General features: G+C 45.3%; 20 protein-coding genes and 1 pseudogene. 12 read left to right on the top strand and 9 right to left on the bottom strand.

What is annotated here, in order from left to right; all coding sequences use genetic code 11:
• From C8D73_RS05405 to C8D73_RS05390, 4 genes are all read left to right on the top strand, one after another.
• Positions 1 to 1008 carry an ABC transporter substrate-binding protein gene (locus C8D73_RS05405; protein WP_113077563.1) on the top strand — a complete coding sequence of 336 codons (1008 nt, stop codon included), beginning with the start codon at positions 1 to 3 and terminating at the stop codon, positions 1006 to 1008.
• 148 nt (positions 1009 to 1156) lie between these two features.
• The gene (locus tag C8D73_RS05400) at positions 1157 to 2155 is read left to right on the top strand and encodes an ABC transporter substrate-binding protein (protein ID WP_249033580.1); all 999 of its coding nucleotides are present in this window, start codon (positions 1157 to 1159) and stop codon (positions 2153 to 2155) included.
• Positions 2156 to 2225: 70 nt separating this feature from the next.
• A complete protein-coding gene (locus tag C8D73_RS05395) occupies positions 2226 to 3110 on the top strand; it encodes an ABC transporter permease (RefSeq protein WP_021718699.1) in 885 nt (294 codons plus the stop codon).
• Positions 3111 to 3905 carry an ABC transporter ATP-binding protein gene (locus C8D73_RS05390; protein ID WP_021718698.1) on the top strand — a complete coding sequence of 265 codons (795 nt, stop codon included), beginning with the start codon at positions 3111 to 3113 and terminating at the stop codon, positions 3903 to 3905.
• A 50-nt stretch (positions 3906 to 3955) separates the two neighbouring features.
• Here C8D73_RS05390 and C8D73_RS05385 read toward each other — a convergent pair whose 3' ends face one another.
• The 3 genes and pseudogenes from C8D73_RS05385 to C8D73_RS11435 form a co-directional block, all read right to left on the bottom strand.
• On the bottom strand, positions 3956 to 4384 hold the full coding sequence (locus C8D73_RS05385; protein WP_113077561.1) for a rhodanese-like domain-containing protein: 429 nt from the start codon (positions 4382 to 4384) through the stop codon (positions 3956 to 3958).
• Positions 4377 to 4832, bottom strand: coding sequence for a winged helix-turn-helix transcriptional regulator (locus tag C8D73_RS05380; protein WP_113077560.1), 456 nt, complete (start codon positions 4830 to 4832; stop codon positions 4377 to 4379). Before C8D73_RS05380 ends, C8D73_RS05385 begins: the two co-directional genes overlap by 8 nt.
• Positions 4833 to 4844: 12 nt before the next feature.
• Positions 4845 to 6217 (bottom strand): annotated as a pseudogene (locus C8D73_RS11435) (FAD-dependent oxidoreductase).
• 163 nt (positions 6218 to 6380) lie between these two features.
• Here C8D73_RS11435 and C8D73_RS05370 point away from each other — a divergent pair.
• The 3 genes from C8D73_RS05370 to C8D73_RS05360 are packed head-to-tail and all read left to right on the top strand — an operon-like array spanning position 6381 to position 9156.
• Entirely contained in the window at positions 6381 to 7193 is an 813-nt protein-coding gene (locus tag C8D73_RS05370; protein ID WP_113077559.1) for an HAD-IIA family hydrolase, read from the top strand.
• Positions 7194 to 7207: 14 nt separating this feature from the next.
• On the top strand, positions 7208 to 8443 hold the full coding sequence (locus tag C8D73_RS05365; RefSeq protein ID WP_113077558.1) for a Zn-dependent hydrolase: 1236 nt from the start codon (positions 7208 to 7210) through the stop codon (positions 8441 to 8443).
• A 38-nt stretch (positions 8444 to 8481) separates the two neighbouring features.
• On the top strand, positions 8482 to 9156 hold the full coding sequence (locus C8D73_RS05360) for a phosphatase PAP2 family protein (protein ID WP_021718692.1): 675 nt from the start codon (positions 8482 to 8484) through the stop codon (positions 9154 to 9156).
• 103 nt (positions 9157 to 9259) lie between these two features.
• Here the strand turns inward: C8D73_RS05360 and C8D73_RS05355 are convergent, their stop codons facing one another.
• A complete protein-coding gene (locus C8D73_RS05355) occupies positions 9260 to 11179 on the bottom strand; it encodes a putative bifunctional diguanylate cyclase/phosphodiesterase (RefSeq protein WP_113077557.1) in 1920 nt (639 codons plus the stop codon).
• Positions 11180 to 11472: 293 nt separating this feature from the next.
• Between C8D73_RS05355 and C8D73_RS05350 the strand changes: the two genes are divergently transcribed.
• The 5 genes from C8D73_RS05350 to C8D73_RS05330 all read left to right on the top strand — a co-directional run bounded on the left by C8D73_RS05350 (position 11473) and on the right by C8D73_RS05330 (position 17337).
• Positions 11473 to 12186 (top strand): TrmB family transcriptional regulator, encoded by a 714-nt coding sequence (locus C8D73_RS05350; protein ID WP_113077556.1) that lies wholly within the window; start codon positions 11473 to 11475, stop codon positions 12184 to 12186.
• A complete protein-coding gene (locus C8D73_RS05345) occupies positions 12183 to 13445 on the top strand; it encodes a diaminopimelate decarboxylase (protein ID WP_046430558.1) in 1263 nt (420 codons plus the stop codon). Before C8D73_RS05350 ends, C8D73_RS05345 begins: the two co-directional genes overlap by 4 nt.
• 96 nt (positions 13446 to 13541) lie before the next feature.
• Positions 13542 to 14768 carry a M24 family metallopeptidase gene (locus C8D73_RS05340; protein ID WP_113077555.1) on the top strand — a complete coding sequence of 409 codons (1227 nt, stop codon included), beginning with the start codon at positions 13542 to 13544 and terminating at the stop codon, positions 14766 to 14768.
• Positions 14769 to 14842: 74 nt separating this feature from the next.
• Positions 14843 to 16003, top strand: coding sequence for a M20 family metallopeptidase (locus C8D73_RS05335; RefSeq protein WP_113077554.1), 1161 nt, complete (start codon positions 14843 to 14845; stop codon positions 16001 to 16003).
• Positions 16004 to 16179: 176 nt separating this feature from the next.
• On the top strand, positions 16180 to 17337 hold the full coding sequence (locus C8D73_RS05330; protein ID WP_046430552.1) for a M20 family metallopeptidase: 1158 nt from the start codon (positions 16180 to 16182) through the stop codon (positions 17335 to 17337).
• A 43-nt stretch (positions 17338 to 17380) separates the two neighbouring features.
• Here C8D73_RS05330 and hcp read toward each other — a convergent pair whose 3' ends face one another.
• The 5 genes from hcp to hydE all read right to left on the bottom strand — a co-directional run bounded on the left by hcp (position 17381) and on the right by hydE (position 23198).
• Complete coding sequence (hcp, locus tag C8D73_RS05325; protein ID WP_113077552.1) at positions 17381 to 19024, bottom strand: hydroxylamine reductase; 1644 nt, start codon at positions 19022 to 19024, stop codon at positions 17381 to 17383.
• A 237-nt stretch (positions 19025 to 19261) separates the two neighbouring features.
• Entirely contained in the window at positions 19262 to 19789 is a 528-nt protein-coding gene (locus tag C8D73_RS05320; protein ID WP_021718684.1) for a YjiG family protein, read from the bottom strand.
• A 2-nt stretch (positions 19790 to 19791) separates the two neighbouring features.
• The gene (locus tag C8D73_RS05315) at positions 19792 to 20430 is read right to left on the bottom strand and encodes a nucleoside recognition domain-containing protein (RefSeq protein ID WP_021718683.1); all 639 of its coding nucleotides are present in this window, start codon (positions 20428 to 20430) and stop codon (positions 19792 to 19794) included.
• Positions 20431 to 20580: 150 nt separating this feature from the next.
• A complete protein-coding gene (locus C8D73_RS05310) occupies positions 20581 to 22143 on the bottom strand; it encodes a ClC family H(+)/Cl(-) exchange transporter (protein WP_113077551.1) in 1563 nt (520 codons plus the stop codon).
• 2 nt (positions 22144 to 22145) lie between these two features.
• Positions 22146 to 23198 (bottom strand): [FeFe] hydrogenase H-cluster radical SAM maturase HydE, encoded by a 1053-nt coding sequence (hydE, locus tag C8D73_RS05305; RefSeq protein ID WP_113077550.1) that lies wholly within the window; start codon positions 23196 to 23198, stop codon positions 22146 to 22148.
• Between the last annotated feature and the right edge of the window lie 136 nt (positions 23199 to 23334).

Genomic DNA, 23334 nt, shown 5'->3' with positions numbered 1-23334 from the left:
ATGGTAGTAATGAACAGAAAGAATTTACGCAGTTTAGCTGCAGGTGTAGCTCTGCTGATGGCAGTAGGAGCTTTAGCTGGCTGCGGCGGCGAAAAGAAGGCTGACGACAGTAAAAAAATGGTAACGGTTGGTATTGCCCAGCTGGTAGAACATGGTGCATTGGATGCCGCCAATAAAGGCTTTGTGGCAGGTATGGCGTCTAAAGGCTTTAAAGAAAATGAAAATGTAAAATATGACCGGCAGAACGCACAGGCTGATCAGTCTAATCTGCAGAATATCGCACAGCGTTTTGTCAGTAATAAGGTGGATCTGATTTGTGCTATCGCTACGCCGACGGCTCAGACGATGGCTAATGCTACGAAAGATATACCCATTGTAGCGACGGCGGTTACCGATTATGAGGTAGCAAAGCTGGCTGCTTCTAATAACGAGCCGAAAGGCAATGTTACGGGAACCAGTGATATGAATCCGATTGACCAGCAGTTGGAGCTGCTTTTGAAGATAGCGCCGCAGACAAAAAATATTGGAACCGTGTACAGTTCCAGCGAAGTCAATTCACAGCTGCAGGTCGATGTTTTGAAAAAGCTGGCAGGTGATAAAGGCATCAATGTTATCGAAGCTACGGTTTCTACAGTTAATGATATCCAGCAGGCTGCGCATAGTCTGGTTGGTAAAGTCGATGCGGTTTATGTTCCGACCGACAATGTGATGGCTTCGTCAATGCCGACTTTGGTAGCAGTAACAGATGAAGCCCGGCTGCCTGTTATTTGCGGCGAAAGTGATCCGGTACGGGCTGGAGGTCTGGCTACTTTAGGTATTGATTATTATAAACTTGGTGAACAGACCGGCGTGATGGCTGCTGAGATCCTGAGCGGTAAGGGCAAACCTCAGACAATGCCTGTCCAGATGCAGAAAGAGTTTAAGGTCGTAGTGAACGAGACTACTGCCAAACGCAATGGGATTACGATTCCGCAGGATATTTTGGCTAAGGCTGAGATCGTAAAATAAAATACAAAACAGGGCTGGTTTGTTACGAAACAGCCCTGTTTTTATTGTTTTGTTTGTGTTTTGTGATAATAAATGATAGAATTATTCTATCCTTATATGTGTTCGTCAAGGATCAAAAGTGATACTGTAGAATGGAAGGATGGTTATTATGAACAAAAAAATGCGTGCTTTAGCAGCAGGCATTGCCCTGACTTTGTCTTTAGGACTTTTAGCGGGCTGCGGCGGCGAAAAAAAGGCTGCCGATAACAGTAAGAAAGTAGTAAATGTAGGTATTGTCCAACTAGTTGAACATGATGCTTTGGATGCCGCCAATAAAGGCTTTATAGCGGGAATGGCAGCTAAAGGCTTTAAAGAGAATGAAAATGTAAAATATGATCGGCAGAATGCGCAGGCAGATCAGTCTAACCTGCAGAATATCGCACAGCGTTTTGTCAGCAATAAAGTAGACTTGATCTGCGCTATCGCTACTCCAGCGGCCCAGACGATGGCCAATGCTACCAAGGATATTCCTATCGTAGCAACAGCGGTTACAGATTATGAGGCAGCAAAGCTGGTTGCTTCCAACAGTGAACCTAAAGGTAATGTTACAGGGACCAGCGATATGAATCCGATTAAAGAGCAGCTGAAACTGCTGCTTAAGTTAGTGCCTGGTGCTAAAACTATTGGTACGATCTATTGTTCCAGTGAAGTCAATTCACAGCTGCAGGCAGAGCTGCTGAAAAAATATGCGGCAGAGAAGGGCGTGCAGGTAGAGGAAGCGACTGTATCTAATGTCAATGATATCCAGCAGGCTGCTCAAAGTCTGGTCGGCAAAGTAGATGCTGTTTACGTGCCGACAGATAATGTGCTGGCTTCGGCAATGCCGACACTGGCCCAGGTAACTGAGCCGGCTAAACTGGCCGTAGTTTGCGGCGAGGGCGGGATGGTCATGGCCGGAGGCGTAGCTACTCTGGCGATCGATTATTATCAGTTGGGCGAACAAACAGGTGAAATGGCCGGCGATATTCTGAGCGGCAAGACTAAACCCCAGACAATGCCTATCCAGCTGCAGAAATCTTTTAAGGTCATTATCAACAAGGAAAATGCTGAAAAAATCGGCATCAAGATTCCCGAAGATCTGCTGAAGGCAGCAGAAAGCTCTAAATAAACAAGCGCGGGTTTCTCCTTGTTTTAGAGGAGAGACCCGTTTTTACGGATATATCACAGGAGGAAGATAGATGATAGACTTATTGATGCCAACGATAGCACAGGGACTTTTATGGGCGATCATGGCACTGGGCGTATATATAACTTACAGAGTTTTGGATATTGCTGATTTGACGGTGGAAGGAAGTTTTCCGCTGGGAGCTGCTGTAGCAGCTTCTTTACTAGCTGGCGGATATTCTCCGTGGCTGGCTTTTGGTGCGGCGATGCTGGCTGGTATGCTGGCTGGCGTTGCGACCGGACTTTTACATACTAAGCTCAAAATACCGGCTCTGCTGGCCGGCATTTTGACGATGATCGCTTTATATTCTGTCAATCTGCGTGTAATGGGTAAGGCTAACTTGTCGCTGCTGCGTGTAGATACAGTATTTTCCATTATGCGTGATATTGGTGGTTTCAGTAATGCTCAGGCTGTATTGTGTGTGGGTATCGTCAGCTCACTTTTGATCGGAGGTTTGATTTATTGGTTTTTTGGTACGGAAATAGGCGCGGCTATTCGTGCTACAGGCTTTAACCCGCAGATGATCAGGGCGCAGGGCGTGGATACTAATTTTACGATCATTCTCGGGCTGCTGATAAGTAATGCCCTGGTAGCTTTGAGCGGTGCTTTAGTAGCACAGAATAATGGTTTTGCCGACGTCGGCATGGGTACAGGCACGATCGTTATCGGTCTGGCTTCAGTCATTATCGGTGAGGTACTGTTTGGTACCCGCAGCTTTAAAAACTGCATCATCAGCGTTGTGCTGGGCTCTATCGTTTATCGTCTGGTTATTGCCGCTGTACTGCAGATGGGAATGCCGCCAAACGATCTGAAGCTGTTTACAGCTATTCTGGTAGCGTTTGCGTTGTCGCTGCCGCTTATTAAAAGTAAGCTTGGTCTGCGAAAGGCGGTGAAATAAATGCTGCGTGTTGAAAATATCTGTAAGACATTTTTTGCAGGAACAATCAATGAGAAAAAAGCTCTGCAGGGTTTATCGCTGCATTTGAAACCGGGTGATTTTGTAACGGTCATCGGCGGTAATGGCGCCGGTAAGTCGACTTTGATGAATTCTATTGCCGGAGTTTTTCCAATCGACAGTGGAAAGATCATTATTGACGGTAATGATATTACAAAAACGCCGGAACATAAACGGGCCAAATATATTGGGCGTGTCTTCCAGGATCCGATGATGGGTACTGCTGCGGGGATGATGATCGAAGAAAATCTTGCTATTGCCGCCAGACGGGGTAAAACGCCTGGATTAAAATGGGGCTTGGACAGCGATAATCAGACTTGGTTCAGCGAATTGCTGCAGGAGCTGGATCTGGGTCTGGAAAACAGAATGACTGCTAAAGTCGGGCTGCTTTCCGGCGGCCAGAGGCAGGCGTTAACGCTGCTGATGGCAACGCTGATCAAACCAAAGCTGCTTTTGTTAGATGAACATACGGCAGCCCTGGATCCGAAAACAGCTGCTAAAGTTCTGGCTTTGACGGAACGGATCGTTAACAGGGATCATTTGACGACGCTGATGATTACTCATAATATGCGTGACGCTTTGCGCTGCGGAAACAGGCTGATCATGCTGCATAACGGACGGGTAATTATTGATGTCGAAGGTGAAGAAAAGTCGCGTTTGACGATTCCTGATCTTTTGAAGATGTTTGAGCAGGCCAGCGGTGATATGCTGGACAGTGATAGACTGCTGCTCAGTTAAGTAAAGTAAAATAAAAGGCGGGTTCTTAATGAACCCGCCTTTTACTTTACTTATTTTTCCAAACCATAGGTCCAGGAGCTGACTGCTCCTAAGTCATAAATTTTTGCATAGCCTAATGAAATCAGGGTATCTGCAGCGATTGCACTGCGTCTGCCGCTGCGGCAGTATACCACTATTTCAGTATTTTTATCCTGCGGCAACTGATCGGATTTTACTTTGATTTCATCAAAAGGAATCAAAAGACTGCCGGGAATATGCCCGGCTGCATATTCGTCAGGGGTGCGAACATCAATAACAGTAATCTTATCACCTTTATCAAGACGTTCTTTGACCTGAGACGCAGTTATTTGCTGATAGCTTCCTGATGAAGCAGTATCGCTGCTGGGGCTCATAGCCTGTAAAGGACAGGCGCCGTTGTTGTAGAACCAAAGCCCGACTGCTGCAATGATGCAAAGTGCGAAGATACTCCATTTACTCATGCTGATGCTCCTTTTCTTCGGCGGCAACTACTGCTAATTGATCTTCAGCAACAGTTTGCTGGCAATGGGGACAATAGTAATGTGTTTCTACAGTATGATTACAGCTTTTATGGATCAGGCGTTTATAGCAGGTAGTAAGATGTTTTTCACCCCAAAGCACCAGGCTGTTAAAAACGATATTCAAATCCTCGCCAGCAGGTGTAAGTGTATAACGGTAGCGGGGCGGATGCTTCTGGTATAAATCGCTGCTGATCAGTCCGTCGGCTTCAAGCGCTTTCAGGCGGCTGGAAAGCAGATTGCTGGCAATCTGGCCTTCCAGGCTGTTGTAAATCTCTTTATAGGTCTGGTGTCCGCTCATAATACCATGCAGAATGAGCAGAGACCATTTGTCGCCGATAATATTGAGTGCTTGAGCGATATTACATTGAAAGGGATATTGCTGACTCATAAAAATACTCCTTTAATCTAAAGTTGAAAACAAATCATTTAAAAATTCGCTCATAGAAGGATGTGTATAAATATTATCCCGCAGAACGGTATAATCCAGGTTGGCCTTCATTGCCAGTTGGACGATATTGATGATTTCCGAGGCTTCGCTGCAGAAAAATGCCGCACCGAGGATTTTGTTGCTTTCAGCATCAACAATAGCCTTCAGGTAACCGGAAGTGCTGCCAAACAGGCGAGCCCTGGGACTGGCTGCTTCTGCGATTTTGGCAACTTTGATCTTATGGCCGGACAGCAGTGCTTCTGCTTCACTGAGGCCGACGCGTGCAAAGGTAGGGTCTAGAAAAACGGAATAGGCGACAGGCGGCCGGTTAGCTGTTGTACGGTCGTTTTGACCGAAAAGCTGCTCTTTAATAATGCGGAAGTCATCCAGGGAGATGTAAGTGAACTGCAGTCCGCCTTTAACGTCACCAAGCGCCCAGATATGAGGGACGGTTGTCTGCAGTAATTCATTGACGATGATTTCGCCGCGTTCATTTACGGCAACGCCGGCGGCTTCAAGATTAAGGCTTGCTGTGCTTGCTTTGCGTCCTGTGGCTACCAATACAGCGTCAGCTGGAATTTTAACGGACATACCGCTGCTGCGCTCAAGATAGCTGACAGTAGTCAATTCGTTTTCGTCGGTTATTTCATCGACCTGTGCATTAAAGATAAAGCGAACGCCCAGCTCTTCCAAACGTGTTTGGATAACATTGGCAATATCGCGGTCTTCACGCGGGATGAAGGTATTGCCGTATTCCAGAACAGTGACCATGGAGCCATAATTAGCATACATGGCGGCAAATTCCAGACCGATATAGCCACCGCCGATGATAACCAGTCTTTGTGGCAGGGTGCTGAGTTCCATTAAAGTAGTACTGGTATAAACACGCTTGCTCAGCTGTAAGCCTGTGATCGGAGGAATGACGGGTTCAGAACCGGTATTTATAAAAATTTTTTCGCCGTATAAAGATATTTTTCCGTCCGGCAACTGGACTTCTACCGTATGGTCAGTCTGAAAACGGGCGGCACCGGTATAAATATCTGCAGCTGCAGCGACATTATCATAGTTTTTCTGACGCAAAAGCGCAGTTAAAGTATTTTTTTCACGAATGGCAGCAGCATAAAAATTATTTTTTTCAGAATAATCTGCCTGCTGATTTTTTTAGCGTCAGCTGCAGTATGGATGAGTTTTTTTGTAGGAATACAGCCGATGTTTATGCAGGTACCGCCGTACATCAGCGGAGATTTTTCAATAACAGCTGTTTTGATTCCTTTTTTGCCGAGGGCAGCTGCCAGTGTTTTTCCACCTTTGCCAAAGCCGATGATCAATGCGTCATATTTTTTCATAAGTTAAACACGCTCCTTTACTGTTCTTATTTTAGTTTAACACTAAAAGAATAAAAAAACAAGTAACTTTAAAAAATAAAGTCTAAATAAAGCGGGAAAAATTTTACCTCAACAGTAAAATACTATATAATAAACATATGATTATGAATTATAGGAGCTTGGCATGACTGATCAAAAACAATGTGCAAAACTTAAAAATATCAAGTGTTTTTTGTTTGATATGGATGGTACGATTAATTTAGGCAATACATTAATCTCGGGGATGGATGTATTTTTTCAGAAATTACGTGCCGCAGAACGTGATTTTTATCTGGTAACTAATAATTCCTCCAAAGGACACGAGCATTATGTGGAAAAAATGGGGCGGATGGGGATACAGGTAACTCGTGATAATGTTTTGATATCCTCGGATGCTTTTGTTTATTATATGCAGCAGCTTCGGCCGGCGGCCAGATTATTTGTTTTAGGGACGGAACAGCTGAAGAAAACTATTCGTGAGGCAGGCTTTACCATAACGACGACACTGGAAGAAGGTACTGATTTCGTTGTGGTTGGGTTTGATATGTCTTTGAATTACGAAACACTGACTATTGCCTGCAGACTTATCGACAGGGGCGTGCCTTATGTAGCAACGCACCCGGATGTACGCTGCCCGATCGAAGGCGGAGAATTTATTCCCGATTGCGGGGCCATGATCGAGCTGATTAAAACTGCTACAGGGAAGGCCCCGCAGCAGATTTTAGGCAAGCCCTATCACTATATGATCGATGTTATTACAGCCAGGACAGGCTATAAACGGGAAGAAATTGCCATGGTTGGCGACCGTTTATCGACAGATATTGCTTTTGGGCTCAATAACGGTGTTTTATCAATACTGGTTCTGACCGGCGAGGCAACTTTAGCTGACGTGGAGCATGGCAGCATCAAGCCTGATATTATTTTGAATCACGCTTCAGAGCTGGCTGACTATTTTTAAAGTGAGAGATTTTTATGGCGGTACAATATGAGCGGATTAAGAAAACTATAGCTGCTTTGGCTGCTTACGGAACATTACCGCAGGGTGGGACGACGCGTCTTTCCTATACGGCAGAGTATTTGGCGGCGCAGGCTTTTTTGCAGCGGGAAATGCTGGAGTCGGGCATGCTGGCAGAGGTAGACCCGATTGGGAATCTGATTGGGACTTATGTGGGACGAAATCCTGAACTGACTGCCGTCATGAGCGGTTCACACCTCGATACCGTACCGGCAGGCGGAAATTTTGACGGAGCTTTGGGTATCGTCGCAGCACTGGAATGTGTGCGCAGCTGGCAGGAAGAGGGCTATCGCCCGAAACGAACAGTACGGGTAATTGCGACGATCGAAGAAGAATGCACGGCTTTTGGTATGGCTTGTTTTGGCGTACGTGTACGCGGCGGCGAATTTAAAAAACAGCAGCCGGAGTCTATCGTGCATTTGACAGGCGGCTCCCTGGCCGAATGTCTGCAGGCAGCCGGACTGCCGCATAGCGCGTTGCAGGATGCCGCAGTAGGGTTTCAGGATCTGGCGGCTTTTGTAGAACTGCATATCGAACAGGGCGCTGATTTGGAGGAACGTGGCCTGACCTGCGGAGCGGTGACTGCTATTGTAGGCTACGATAGATTATTCCTGACTTTACATGGAGAAGCTAACCATGCCGGGACTACTAGCATGAGGCGCCGCAGAGATGCTTTGGCTGCTGCAGCGGAAGTCATTTTAGGAGTTAAGGAGCTTGCTGAAGCTGATGACAGGTTTGTAGCTACCGTGGGTCAGTTGAATGTCACTCCCAATGCTGTGAACATCGTGCCTGGAAAAGTGCAGCTTGCTATTGAAACAAGGGCTGCTGACGATAGGGTTTTAGCAGAGGTTCGTGCAAAGATCATGAGTTTACTAGAGCGGACGGCAAGTAAAAGCGGTATCGTGATTACAAAGGAGAATGATTTTCATGTGGCTGCTGTACCGTTGTCAGAGTCAGTCAGGAAAGTTATTGAGCAGTCTGCGGCTGGGTGCGGTGTCAGTTTTCAGGCCATGCCCAGCTGGGCAGGACATGACGCACAGATTTTTGCAGCAAGCGGCGTACCTACAGGAATGATTTTTGTACCAAGTATAAATGGTGTCAGCCATTCCAAAGAAGAGAGCAGTGATTTTCAGTCTGTTACTCAGGCAGTAAAAGTACTGGAAAAAACTTTAAAGACTTTAGCTGAAGTCTGAAATATATATAACTGAACGGTTAGGAAAGTGAGGCAGCAATGAGTAATCTGCGGGACGCCATTGTACGTATGGCTTTACGGCGCCCTTATTTGTATTTGCTGGTTACTTTGGTTATCAGTATCGTGCTGATGGAAGTGCTGGTAGAAATAGCTGAGCATACTTTTATTAAGCCGGCATTGCAACAGCTGGAGCTGCAGTTTATTGCTTATGTACAGCAGTTTGTTACGCCGCCGCTGACAGCAGAGGTAATGCTCGTTACGGCAAGCGGGTCCAGTACTTTTTATCTTCTGGCAAGTGCGCTTGTCTGCTGCTGGTATTTATACAGCAGGCAAAAAGACAGGCTGTATCTTTATCTAGTCTGTTTATGCGGTGGTGGTATTTTAAATCAGGTACTGAAACGCATTTTTGAACGTGTAAGGCCAGATATTTTCCCTGTGATTGCTGAAAGTGGTTACAGTTTTCCCAGCGGTCACGCTATGGGAGCGATTTGTTTTTATGGCATCCTGGCATATTTTGCAGGATTAGGCTTGCGAAGTAAACCGCTGCGCTGGGGATTGATGGCGGCAGCCGGCATTTATATCCTGCTTATCGGCCTGAGCCGTGTTTATCTGGGGGTGCATTATCCGACGGATATTTTAGCCGGTTATGCAGCTGGAGCGACCTGGTTATTTTTTTGTATTACGCTGCATCGTATTTTTAGAAAGCGTTATTAAAGGCGCAGCTGCTGTCGTTATAAAAATATGTTTTGGCTTTGTTTACGCAAAATAGCCTGTGCATTTAAATGCACAGGCTATTTTTATATAAGAAAACAGATAGTTAATTATTTTGCAGAGTCCAGTTTTCCGCAGCTAAAACTTTTGAGTCAGCTGCAGGAGCTGTTTCTTTGACTGCGTATTCTTTGTTCAATATTGCCTCAAATTTATCCTCAGGCAGCGGTCTGTAGAAAAAATACCCCTGGATCATATTGCAGTTGACAGATTTAAGGAAGGCTACCTGTTCGGCAGTTTCGATACCTTCGGCGACAGTTCGGATGCTTAATTTATTGACGAGATCGATAATACCTTTAATAACGATGTTGTCTTTTTCTTTGTGGATACTTTCTCTGAAAAAGCTTTGATCGATTTTGAGCACATCAATAGGAATATTTTTCAAAAGGCTTAAAGAAGAGAACCCGGTACCGAAATCATCAATAGAAATCAAAAAACCTTTACTTTTCAGTTCACTGACTGTTTTTTCGAGAAAGGTCACATTATCAAAGGCGATTGATTCTGTAATTTCTATTTCTAAAAGGTGATCAGGGATACGGAATTTGTTTTTGATATCTTCATATGTTTTTACAAAATCTGAATTGTAAAATTGCAGTCGGGAAACATTGACGGAGATTGTATTTACAGGAAGGCCAGCATCGAGGCGCCGTCTGATAAAAGCGCATACCTTTTTAAATACATACTGGTCAAGTGATGAGATAAGATATTTCTTTTCAAAGATGGGAATGAATTTATCAGGCGGAATGATCAGTCCTTCATCTGTCTGCCAGCGTACCAGCGCTTCGGCCTGTGTTGCCAGACCTGTCTGCAAGTCGACCTTGGGCTGAAAGTAAACGAGGAATTCTTCATTTTCCAGTGATTTCAGCATGCGGTTTTCGATGGATTTTTCATAACGCAGCTGTTTACGGATACTTTCATCATAAACAGCATATTTTCTGTTAAGTCCTGTTTTTACAGTTTTACGCGCATAATTTGCACGGTCTAAAATACCTTCTATCTGCAGATCCTCTGCAAGGTCCTCCAGATAGCAGATACCGCATTGGACAGAAACTGCCTGACCACCGTACATATCATGCATGAATTCTGTTATTTTGATATCGACCTGCTGCTGTCGGACCATAATGTCGTTTTTCTCATTATAGTAACGCAGAATAACGAAATTATCGGCGGAAACACGACCCAGCACTTCTCCTGTACGCAGTTCGTTACTAATGGTAGCGGCATAATTGATAAGGATCTCATCGCCGTATTTATACCCGAAAACATCGTTGATATATTTAAAATCAGCAAAATCAACATAGCTCAGCGAATATTTTTTAGTCGTTTGTGTGAGTAGTTTCTGAGCTTTTTTCTTAAATGTTTCAAAATTATAAGCACCGGTAAGCGGGTCTTTTGTCGTTATATCATAAAGTGTTTTGTTGCTGCTTTCCAGTGAATATAATTTACGCAGGTACACCATAAATAAGGCGATCCACATGATAATGATGCCTGCCAGCATTAAAGCAGAAAGAAGTGTCAGCTGGTGACTTTTGGAAGTAGTATAGTTATCAGCAGTGAAAACAGTATTATTGGCGATATCAAAATGTACTTCGCTGGACTGCAGCAGCAGTGGTGAATTGGCAGGGTTTTGGCGCACGGCGTAAATATTGCTTTTTACCCGATGCCATAGTGTATTGAGGGCGGAAAACTGCTGCTGATAATCAACATTGGGAATTTTTTCCAAACCGTATTTACCGTCGGCGTTTTTAAGGTCATAAATGATATCGTCGATATAAGCTATAAGCTCATCGTGAGGCTGCTGCTGCAGCTCAAGCTTGACGAGCCGCTGGGTTGCGCCTCGAACGATGCCCAGGTAATTGATGAGTGTTCCGTAGGATTGTACTTTGCTGATTGAGTAAACAGTAAAGCTGCCTACGAATATCGATAACAAAAATAAAACGATAACGCTTATTTTGCCTAAATTTTTCATGGGGGAATCAACTCCGAAAAAGATTTAAAAAATTAGAATAATTTGAATTATAAATACTATTTATATAATCTTATAATATTTGAATTTAAAATACAAGATAATAAATTTTAATTATAAAAATAATTTTCTGCTGAATTTATCAATTTATCGTAAAATATTGAAGCGATAACTACGATTTTGATAGCTGACGAATTTTGTTGTTTTTCATAAATATATGAAAAATATAAGTTAGCCTTGACAAACTTAGAAAAATCACTTATAGTGTTCTTATGTAGGAACAATGAAGGTGAAATATGGATATTATTGAAAAACTTACTTATTTTAATCTGACCAGACAGGAAGCTACGCTGTATTTGACACTGCTGGCAGAAGGACGGCTGACCGGCTATGAAGCGACAAAGCTGACAGGTATTTCCAGATCTAATACTTATACGGCGTTGGCAGGTCTGGTAGAAAAAGGCGCTGCTTATGTGCTTGAGGATAAGGCTACAAGATATACGCCGGTGCCCTTGGATGAGTTTTGCGAAAACAGGGTAAGAAGACTGCAGGAACTGAAAGAAGAATTACTGCGTGAGCTTCCCAGTACGTCACAAAGCGTTGATGGTTATATTACGATCAAGGGAGCGACCGAAATCATCAATAAGCTCAAAAATACGATTGTTAAGGCTAAAGCCCGTATTTATGTTTCGGCAACAGATTCGGCTATTGAAGCTTTACGTGGTGAATTGACTGAGGCGGTAGGCCGGGGATTAAAGGTGGTCATTATCACCGGCAGGCCTTTTGTTTTGGAGGGTGCGATTATTTATTATGCGCATAAACCCAATAGCCAGATCCGTCTGATCGCCGATTCACAGGAGGTTTTGACAGGAGATCTGGCTGATGGCAGTAATTCAACCTGTTTATATTCCAGCAAACAGAATCTGGTAGATTTATTTAAGGATGCTTTGAAAAATGAAATAAAATTGATAGAATTGATTCCTGAAGCAGAGAAAGGTGAGAAAGAATGAGTAAAAAACCCTTTGTAAGTAAAGAAAAATTAGATGAGATCGCCGCACAGTATGCAACGCCGTTTTATTTATATGATGAAGCGGCTATTCGTGAAACTGCGCGTCGTGTGAATAAGGCGTTTGCCTGGAATCAGGGCTTTAAAGAATATTTTGCCGTTAAAGCTACCCCTAACCCGGCAATATTGAAAATATTGCATGAGGAAGGCTGCGGTGCGGATTGTTCTTCGTATACAGAACTGCAGATGGCCGATGCCGTTGGTTTTAAAGGCGATGAAATTATGTTTTCGTCCAATGCAACGCCGGCAGAAGATTTTCAGCTGGCAAGGCAATTGAATGTCACTATCAATCTGGATGATATCACTCATATCGACTTTCTGGAAAAAGTTGCTGATATCCCGGATACGGTCAGCTGCCGTTACAATCCAGGCGGGCATTTTGCCATTGCCAACAATATTATGGATAATCCCGGTGACGCCAAATATGGTATGACCAGAGAGCAGATGACAGAAGCTTATAAAATTCTTTTAAGCAAGGGTGTTAAACATTTTGGAATGCACGCTTTTCTGGCCAGCAATACTGTGACTAATGATTATTATCCGGAACTGGCACGGATATTGTTCCAGGTCGCTGTGGAATTGAAGGAAGAGACAGGAGCGCATATTGAGTTCATCAATCTGTCCGGCGGTGTCGGTATTCCTTATCGTCCCGATCAGGAGGGCAATGATATTATGGTTATCGGCGAAGGCGTACGTCAGGCTTTTGAGGATATCCTGGTGCCTGCAGGAATGGGAGACGTAAAAATTTTTACAGAGATGGGCCGTTATATGCTGGCTCCCTATGGGGCGCTTGTTGCTAAAGCCATCCACGTTAAACATACCTATAAAGAGTATATCGGACTGGATGCCTGCGCTGCTAATCTGATGCGTCCAGCCATGTACGGGTCCTATCATCACATTACCGTAATGGGTAAGGAGGATGCGCCCTGCGATCATAAATATGATATTACCGGCGGTTTGTGCGAGAATAACGACAAATTTGCTATCGACAGGATGCTGCCGGAAATCAATATCGGTGATCTGCTCTTTATTCATGATGCGGGAGCACATGGTTTTGCCATGGGCTACAATTATAATGGTAAACTGCGCAGTGCGGAAGTGCTGCTGAAGGAGGACGGCAGTACGGAATTGATTCGCCGTGCGGAGACTCCGGCAGATTACTTTGCTACTTTTGATTTTACAGGATTATTTAAAAATATATAGGCTGAATGAGGGGAAACAGGGCTGATATTTAATATCGGCCCTGTTTCATTATTTATGGTAAGATAATAGAAAATACTTTTTTAAAGGAGTGAAACAATGACTATTTTAGAGCATGAGATCATGATGACAGAGCAGCTGCGGCGCGTACCTGCTGATGAGCTGCAGGCACGCCTGAATAAATTCAGAGCCGTTATGGACAGAGAATTTCCCGGCTGGGAAATAGCCATCGTCAACCATAAAGTCAATATGTATTATTTTGCCGGTACAATGCAGGACGGTGTACTGGTAATCAGGCCGCAGGACGAGATTTTATGGGTCAGGAGCAGTTATGAACGTGCCTGCAATGAATCGTTGCTGCAGGATATCCGTCCGATGAAAAGTTTTCGTACTTTGGCTGAGTTTTATCAGCCGCTGCCTGCTAAGGTATACTTGGAAAATAAAACAGCGACGCTGGAATGGCAGCAGCTGTTGTATAAATATCTGCCTTTTGCCTCTGAGGCAGGGATGGACAGTGTGATAAGTGAGCTGCGACTGATAAAAAGCCCTTATGAACTGGCACTGATGAGAAAATCAGGTTCTATTCATCGCAATGTTTTAGATGAACTGGCGCCGCGGTTTATTGTCCAAGGTGTGAGCGAGGCAGAACTGGCAGTCAACCTGTATGCAGAAATGCTGCGTCGAGGTTCGCACGGGGTAGCGCGTTTTAATTTGCCTTTAGGTGAGGATGTTGTGGGTCTGGCTTCTTTTGGCAAAAGCGGTCTGGTTAAAACAGCTTTTGACGGCCCCGGTGGTACAGGCGGCACTTGTGTCGCTGTACAGTCGATCGGCTCTGCTTTTCGTAAGCTGCAGGCTGGGCGTTTAGTATATCTGGATATACCCTGCGGTGTGGATGGTTATCATACTGATAAAACAGTGGTGTATTATTATGGAGATTTAGATCAGGATCCTTTCAGTGATAAAATCAGGGCTGCTTATGAGCACTGTGTTTTTCTGGAAGAACTGACAGCATCGCTGCTGCAGCCGGGCATGGTGATCGAAAATATCTACCGGCAGGTAATGGAACAGTTTGATCCACAGTATGAAAACGGGTTTATGAACGGCGGCAAATTTTTAGGACACAGTATCGGGTTGGTGATGGACGAATCTCCTGCGCTGGCAAACGGTTTCAAAGGGAAACTGGAGGCGGGTATGGTTTTTGCTGTCGAGCCTAAGATAGCTTTACCGGGAATCGGTATGGTCGGTACAGAGAATACGTATCTGGTAACGGCAGGCGGTGCGAAATCACTGACAGGGAAACCTCAGCCGCTGCGCTGTATTTTATAAGTATTGCTATTGGCAGGAAAAAGCGGAAGAAGAGCGAATAAGATAAAGATATTATTGAAAACAGGAGCAGAAAAATGGAAAATAAAATTTTAGAACAGATCAAAAAATCAGAAACTGCCATGCTGGATACTTTGGCGCAGATCGTTAATATCGATTCAGGCTATGATGCTTTGGAGGGGATCGATGAGGTTGCTCATATCATAGGCGACTTTTTAACGCCGTATGGGTTTGAGGTGCAGTATATCGAAACACCGAATGCGCCTACACATGTACTTGCTAAACGTCCGCGTCCGGGCAAGAAAAAAGTTATGCTGATGGGACATATGGATACGGTTTTTCCTAAGGGGACGGCGGCTGCCAGACCGTTCAGGATCGAAGATGGCAAGGCTTATGGTCCCGGTGTTATGGATATGAAGGCAGGGATAGCGATTTCACTTTATACAGTTAAGGCATTGCTGGATAATGGCTGGGATGATACTGACCTGACGCTTTTCTTCTGCGGAGATGAAGAACCGGCGCACCCATTGACAGATGCTGTAGAATGGTTTAAAAAAGAAGGTCTGGGCAAAGATGCTGTTTTCAATATGGAACCAGGACGCGCAGACGGCAGTGTAGTTATCGGGCGTAAAGGCGTTATTCGCCCGGTGCTGACTGTAAAAGGTATCGCTGCCCATGCCGGAAACGAACCTGAAAAAGGCGCCAGCGCTGTTTTAGAACTTTGCCATAAAACTATTGCTTTACATGCGTTAACTGATTTAGAAGTCGGAACTACCTATAACGTAGGCGTTTTTAATGGCGGGAGCCTGGCAAATATTGTCGCCGATCACGCAGAGGCACGTGTCGATATCAGATTTAAAACAGCTGAAGAAGCTGAAAAAGCAATAAAAAGTGTGGAAGCAATAGCGGCAAAAACTTATGTGGCCAATACAACAACTACTGTAACAGAAAACAGGATCGAGTTTATGCCGCTGGAAACTACTGACGGCGTGCAAAAGCTGTATGGTCATTTGTCTAAACAGGCTGAAAAGCTGGGGCTGCCAGTCCCGGGAGCTTTATATGTCGGCGGCAGTGCTGATTCTGCCTGGACGGCCATGGTCGGTGCGCCGACTTTATGCGGGATGGGTCCGCAGGCTGTAGGTGCTCATAGTAATAATGAGTATTTATTCGTGCCGTCGATGACTGAAAGAGCGCAGCTCCTGGCGATGTGTATCATGTATCTGGATGAAATGCAGTAATAAGCGGTTAAGCATAAAAAAACAGTATGGGATTAAATCTCATACTGTTTTTTATTTTAGAATTCATTTATAAATTTTCTGAAAATATGATTTTTTATGAGCAAAAAGCAGGAAAAAAAGCATAGTAAGCGAATAATATAAGAATTATACTTGTATTTATGCAGAGGAGAGTTTGGATGAAAACGAAAATTTTAGATCAGATCAGAGGATCAGAGCAGGGGATGCTGCAATTACTGGAAGAATTGGTGAATATTGATTCAGGAGCAGATGCTTTGGCCGGTATAAATGCGGTGGCACAGAGAATAGGAGCGTTCTTAGAAGTGCTGGGATTTACTGTAGAATATCTGGAAACTGATGGTGCTCCTGTACAGCTGCTTGCTAGGAAAGCGCAGCCCGGTAAAAAGCAGGTACTGTTTTCAGGGCATATGGATACGGTGTTCAATCAAGGTACAGCGGCGGTTCGCCCATTCAAGGTTGAAAACGGACGGGCTTACGGCCCAGGCGTACTGGATATGAAAGGCGGGCTGGTTATGGCTTTATATGTAATCAGGGCCTTGCTGGAGAATGGCTGGCAGGAGACGGATATGACCGTTTTACTGTGCGGTGATGAAGAAATGTCACATCCTTTTACTGATGCGGTGGCACAGTTCAAAAAAGCGGGCGCAGGGAAGGATGCTGTTTTTAATCTGGAATTTGGACGCGTTGACGGCAGCGTCGTTACGGGCCGGAAGGGAACTACCAGGCCAACGCTGGTAGTAGAGGGGATCGCTTCACATGCGGGGAATGAACCTGAAAAAGGCGCCAGTGCGATTTTGGAACTGGCACAGAAAACAGTAGCTATCCATGCTCTCAATAATTTTGCTGTTGGGACTACATATAATGTTGGTGTTGTCAGCGGCGGTACTATGGCTAATATTGTTGCTGATAAGGCCGTTGGCGAGGTTGATGTGCGCTTTAAAACTATTGTCGAAGCAGAAAAGTCTATTGCCGATGTGCAGCGGATTGTAGAAACGAATTATGTTCCTCATACTAAGACTACGGTAACTGGCAATGTGATTAAATTTATGCCATTTGAAACTACACCCGGAGTGCAGCGGCTGTACGAACACTATGCAAGTCAGGCTGAAAAGCTCGGGTTGGCAAAACCGGGTCAGCAATATGTTGGCGGGGCTTCTGACGCGGCCTGGCCGGCCATGACAGGTGCACCCACTCTGTGCGGTGTAGGACCCTGCGGCGCCGGGGCTCACAGCGACAGTGAGTATATAGAGGTAGCTACATTAACTGAAAGAGCGCTGCTTTTGGCCAGCTGTATTATGGAACTGGATGAATTATAAGCAAAAAGACGAGTCCTAACGGACTCGTCTTTTTTATGCAGGTTTAATTTTTACCAAAAAATATTTCCAGGTCAGTATCTACATCAGTGATTCCGGCAATACCAAAGTTTTCGATCAAGACATTGACAACATTTGGCGACAGGAAGGCTGGCAGAGTAGGGCCGAGATGAATATTTTTAACGCCCAGGGAAAGCAGTGCCAGAAGAACGATAACGGCCTTTTGTTCATACCAGGCGATATTGTAAACAATAGGCAGCTGGTTGATATCATCCAAGCCAAAAACTTCTTTCAGCTTGAGTGCGATCAGCGCCAGCGAATAGGAGTCGTTGCATTGACCTGCGTCTAAAACACGGGGGATGCCGCCGATATCGCCGAGCGGCAGCTTATTATATTTATATTTGGCACAGCCGGCAGTCAGGATAACAGTATCCTGTGGCAGAGCTTTCGCGAAATCTGTATAGTAATTACGTGCCGGGCTGCGTCCGTCACAGCCTGCCATAACAACAAATTTTTTGATGGCTCCGCTTTTGACTGCGTCAACGACTTTATCTGCCAGAGTGAGGACCTGGTGATGTGCAAACCCTCCTACAAGTTCGCCGCTTTCCAGCTGTGTGGGAGGAGGGCACTTTTTAGCGTATTCAATGATAGCAGAGAAATCTTTTATTTCCCCGATTTCTCCATCAATATGTTTACAGCCGGAAAAACCTACCGAGCCTGTAGTGTAGATACGATCTTTGTAGCTCTCTTTGGGCGGCACTAGACAATTGGTAGTCAGAAGGATCGGACCATTGAAGGCTTCGAATTCTTCTTTTTGTTTCCACCAGGCGTTGCCGTAGTTGCCTGCAAAATGAGGATATTTCTTGAAAGCCGGATAATAATGTGCCGGCAGCATTTCAGAATGGGTATAAACGTCGATGCCTGTATTAGCAGTCTGTTCCAGCAGCATTTCTAAATCACGCAGGTCGTGCCCGGAAATAAGAATCGCGGGATTGTTTCTGACATCAAGCTCAACTTTTGTGATCTCAGGGTTGCCATAGGTCGAAGTGTTGGCAGTATCAAGCAGTGCCATAACTTTGACGCCGAAGCTGCCTGTTTCCAGGACAAGGGATGTCAGGTCATCGGTACTCAGACTGTCATCTAAGGTTTTTGCTAAAGCTTTCTGCAAAAAGGCATCGATAGCTGTATCGGCGTAACCCAGAACGTTAGAGTGTTTGTTGTAAGCAGCCATACCCTTTAAGCCGTAGAGGGTCAGCTCACGCAGACTGCGTAAGTCTTCATTCCCGGTGTCCAGTACTCCCACCTTGTCAGCTTTTAAGGTCCTTTCTTCTGCGGTACGATATTGCCAAGAAGCGGCATCGCTCAGTCCTGTATCGTCATGGAGCTGTTCAAACAGTTCGTCACGGCTGGATAGAGTTTCATTGATTCTGTCGATAAAACGGTCATCGTCAAAATTAGCGTTAGTGATGGTCATGAACAGGTTAGTAGTGATCAGCCGGTCGATGGCTGCTGGGATTTCTTTGCCTTCAGAGCGCAGGCGGGTTGTTATTTCGGAAAGTCCCTTGGTCACATAAGTCAGCAGGTCCTGCAGATTGGCGGTTTCAGGTTTTTTACCGCAGACACCTCCAAACATACAGCCTTTATTGCCGGCTGTTTCCTGACATTGAAAACAAAACATTTTCGGTTCCATAATATCACTCCTTATAATTATGGAGATTTCCTTCTCCGTTATTGTGGTTGCTGCCATAACGGCAGAGCAGACAAATACTTCTTCCATGTTTATGATATTATAATTACAGTTTAAAGTAAGTTGTATTTACAACGGAAAAGAGATTTCTTTATTGCGAAAATAGTTGTTTCTAAATAAAAAACTCCATTCCAGTATAACTGGAATGGAGTTTAATTTCAGAATAAACTGACGACTGCTTTACATGGTCAAAATTTTCATGATGAACATGGCGATACCGGCATTCAGGAAAGAAATGCTGAGCAGGATCGGATAATGTCTGGAAGGAACGCCGGCAGTACCCAGCAAACGGCCTAGATATTGGATCTTGGAACCCAAGAGGTAGATAGCGGGGATAACGATGGTAATCGAGCGTTCATCGATGCCGCCGTCGTTATAAAGCGCCATGCAGACACCAACAGCGCCGCCCATGGACATGAGCGCACTGAACAGTACCATGATTGCTTCGCCGGGAAGACCCCAGATGGCCATAACAGGAGCGAAGAATTTGCCTGCCAGAGTCAGGAGTCCGGTAACGTTTAAGATTTTGATGCAGACATAAGCCATCAAAACGTTAGGGATAATATTATCAATAGCGATGTTCCAGCCTTTGCGGGCACCGCGAACGAAGATATCCATTAAGGAAGGTTTTGCTAATTTTGCGTTAAGTTCCGCCTCTGCCGCAGCTGCAGCGTCTTCGGGAGCGTGGTTGATTTTTTCTTCACTCATGCTTATGCGGCCTCCTTGCAGAATATTTTTACATAGGCGCGCATCATATTAGCGCCGAAAATTTTCATAACAAACAGTACTGCCAGAGGTATGGAAATAGGTACTGTCAAGAATCCAAACAGTGCGGAACCGGAAGAAAGATAATTAGTGATCAGGCCGCCTGCTGTAAACTGGAAGGCACTGAAAATCAAAAGTTCATTATCAGTGATCTGTTTTTCCAAATGTAATTGTCTGGTCATACCTGCGCCGGCGTCAGTGCTTTGCAGTGAAGAAACGAGCGCGATACCGCAGATACCCGGAATACCAAGGATCGGACGCAGAATCGGAGTCATCAGCTTTTGAGCTGCTTTAAGACCGCCGTAATGCTCAACTACTTCAATGAGGCCCATTGCCAGCATAACGCCGGGAGCCAAACCGAAAGCAAACAGGAAGCCGTCGCGTGCACCGCTGCCGCCTTGACCTGAGAATGTTGCTTTAGCGCTTTTCATTGTACCGAATTTACCGTTTAATGTGTCAAAGTCGAAAATATTCAGACCATGACCGGCATTTGCAAACAGACCGGAGAAAATTGCAATGGCGATAACCAAAACAATATATCCGGAGAGCGGAACCTTATTTAAGGTTTCCTTAACTTTGTCCATGTGGGAACCCCTCCTCAAATTATAGATAAGTGCAAGTTTGCCATCCTGATAAGAAACAGAATGTGCTTTACATTATATCTAAAAAACAACTATTTGACAAGGGAAAACTGATAAGTTATCAGTAAAATTTCGCAATATAAAAGAATAAGATTACTCACCCTCGGCCATTTTACGAAGATCTTTGGCTAATGTATCGTCGGTGAGGACATAAAGGAAGTCGCCTGCCCGCAATCTTGTGTCACCTATAGGTATCAGGTCGCTTTCGCCGCGCTTGACGTCCACGAGCAGTGTATGCTCAGGCCAGTTGATTTCTTTGATCAGACGTCCGTCGATAGGACTGCCGCTGCAGACTGCCAGTTCAATGACGTTCCGCTGTCTTTCACAGTGACTGCCGTCATTTTTATTGGCTGACTGCAGACTGCGTGCCAGCAGTTCTTCATAGATCGGTTTGCTGCGGCACAGCTCGGCGGCAATAAAGGCCACGATTGAGGCAATGGACAAAACCAGCATATGCTGGAAGGAGCCGGTCATTTCCATAATAAGGATGATACCGGTGATTGGAGCCCGTACCGAGGCGGAAAAGAAAGCCGCCATAGAGATGACGATGATATTGGAGTAAAAGAAAGGGTCAAGAAGCCCTAAAGCGATCATGATATTGCTGATGACGCTTCCTGTGAGAGCTCCGATGACAAGCATAGGCAGAAAGAAGCCGCCGGGGACGCCGCTGCCGTAGCTGAGCATTGTAAAGATGAATTTACCTGCCAGCAGCAACAGTAAAGCCTGCAGAGTGTAAGGTGTTTTGGCAATATTGTTGATCAATTCGTTGCCGCCGCCCAGCACCTGCGGATAAACAAAGCCTAAAATACCGGCGCAGAATAATGCGAAGACTATTTTGCTGAACGGAGTAGGGAAAAGTTTGTAGAAACGGGGAATATTTAAAAGTCCGGCGTTAAAAACTACGCCTGCCAAACCTACGACTAGGCTTAAAAGGGCCACATAGCCGTAATATTCCAGCGGCAGGAAAGGCAGACCGAAAAAATCAAAAATAGTGTCGTTACCAAAGAAGAAACGTGAAATAACCGTTGCAGTCATTGCGGCAGCCATGGCTGGCAGCAGGACGACTACGGAAAAATTGCGGTGCAGTTCTTCTAAAGCAAAAATAACGCCCGCTAACGGAGCGTTGAAGGCTGCCGCCAAGCCGGCACTGGCACCGCTTGTAAGCAGGTAACGTTCTTCGAGCCGGGTACGTTTCAGCAGGCGGCTGAGTCCCTGGGCGGTTACGGCGCCAAGCTGGATCGAAGGACCTTCCCGCCCCAGGGAAAGACCGGCTCCGATGCCGATGATACCTGCGAGCAGTTTGACCCAGAGGATTCGCAGCCAGCGCATTTTAATGAAGCCTAAAATAGCGCCTTTGACCTGAGGGATACCGCTGCCGGCAGCCAGAGGTTCATATTTTGTCAGTCTGTCTAAAGTGAAGGCTATTACAGCTAAAGCGATGAACCAAAAAGCGGTCCAATACCAGTCTGTGTTTTTAAGAAAGGTGTAAATATGTTCACGGTTAGTTTCTACCAGATGCAGGGACCAGCGGAAAAAGCTGATGATCAGCCCTGAAAGGATACCGATTATGATACCTTCAATAAACAGCTTCAGACGGAAGCTGCGCCAGTTATTGAGCGCACGGTAGGTATTTATGACTTGATCTTTTGCTAGCATTTTCAGGACTCCTTATAATCACCGCGGCCTTCGGCTATTTCATAGCCGATAGAATGCAGCCGTGCGGCGAGGTCATTCTTGGTTTCGGCGGCTTCTGCTCCGCTACAGAGTTTATTATCATAAAGAAGATAATTTTGGCGGACATCTGCCGGGGAAAGATTGGGCATTACAACATTGGCACCTGCTAAAATACCAAGCTCACGTCCGTTGGGAACGATGGTGCCGAGAGCCGTTGTCGCAGGCAGTAATACCTTGGGAAACATCAGGCGCAGGACGGACAGCAGTGTTAAGGTCTGTTCCAGCGTTCCTGCGGGATAATTTTTAAAGGGTGTAGCATGGTGGGGAATGAAGGGACCGATACCAATCATCTGCGGCTGCAGTTCACGGATAAAGGCCAGGTCTTCGAGCAGATTAGCCATTGTTTGCCAGGGCGAGCCTACCATAAAGCCAGTGCCGACCTGATAACCCAGTTCTTTGAGATCGCGCAGGCAGCGTTTGCGGTTACTCACTTTGAGTTCTGCCGGGTGCAGTCGTGCATAATGTTCGTTATCTGCTGTTTCGTGGCGCAGCAGATAACGGTCTGCGCCTGCTTTTTTCCAAAGCTGATAGGCTTCACGTCTGCGTTCGCCGATGGAAAGTGTAACGGCACAGTCAGGATAAGCCTGTTTTATGGCGCTGATGATAGCTGCCAGATCTGTGTCGCTGTAGATAAGATCTTCGCCACCCTGCAGAACAAAGGTCCTAAAGCCCAAGGCGTAACCCTGCTCACAGCAGGAAAGGATTTGTTCTTCGGTCAGGCGGTAACGAACAGCTTCTGTGTTGCTGCGTCGTATTCCGCAGTAATAACAGTCATTTCTGCAGTAATTGGTGAATTCGATCAGCCCGCGAATATAGATTTTATTGCCGAAAACAGCCTGAGCAGTTTGCTGTGCAGCCTGAGCCAGTTCTGCACGGATGACAGCGTCGCTGAAAGCGGCTGTGAGCAAGGTCTGCATTTGTTCCGGCTGCAGCTGGTGTGTGTGCTGCAGTGTGTGTATCAATTGTTTTATATCCATAATATGTGACCTCTAATTAATGATATATGTTTATTATAGCATATGTACAAATGCAGCGAGTAATCGTTGCCAAGGCAATTTATATTTGTTATAATTGTAAAACAATAAGTAATTAATAAAAAATATGAAAGTGAGA

Source organism: Phascolarctobacterium faecium DSM 14760 (assembly GCF_003269275.1).
GTDB classification, from domain to species: domain Bacteria; phylum Bacillota; class Negativicutes; order Acidaminococcales; family Acidaminococcaceae; genus Phascolarctobacterium; species Phascolarctobacterium faecium.
This window is presented reverse-complemented; position numbering and strand designations above follow the sequence as displayed.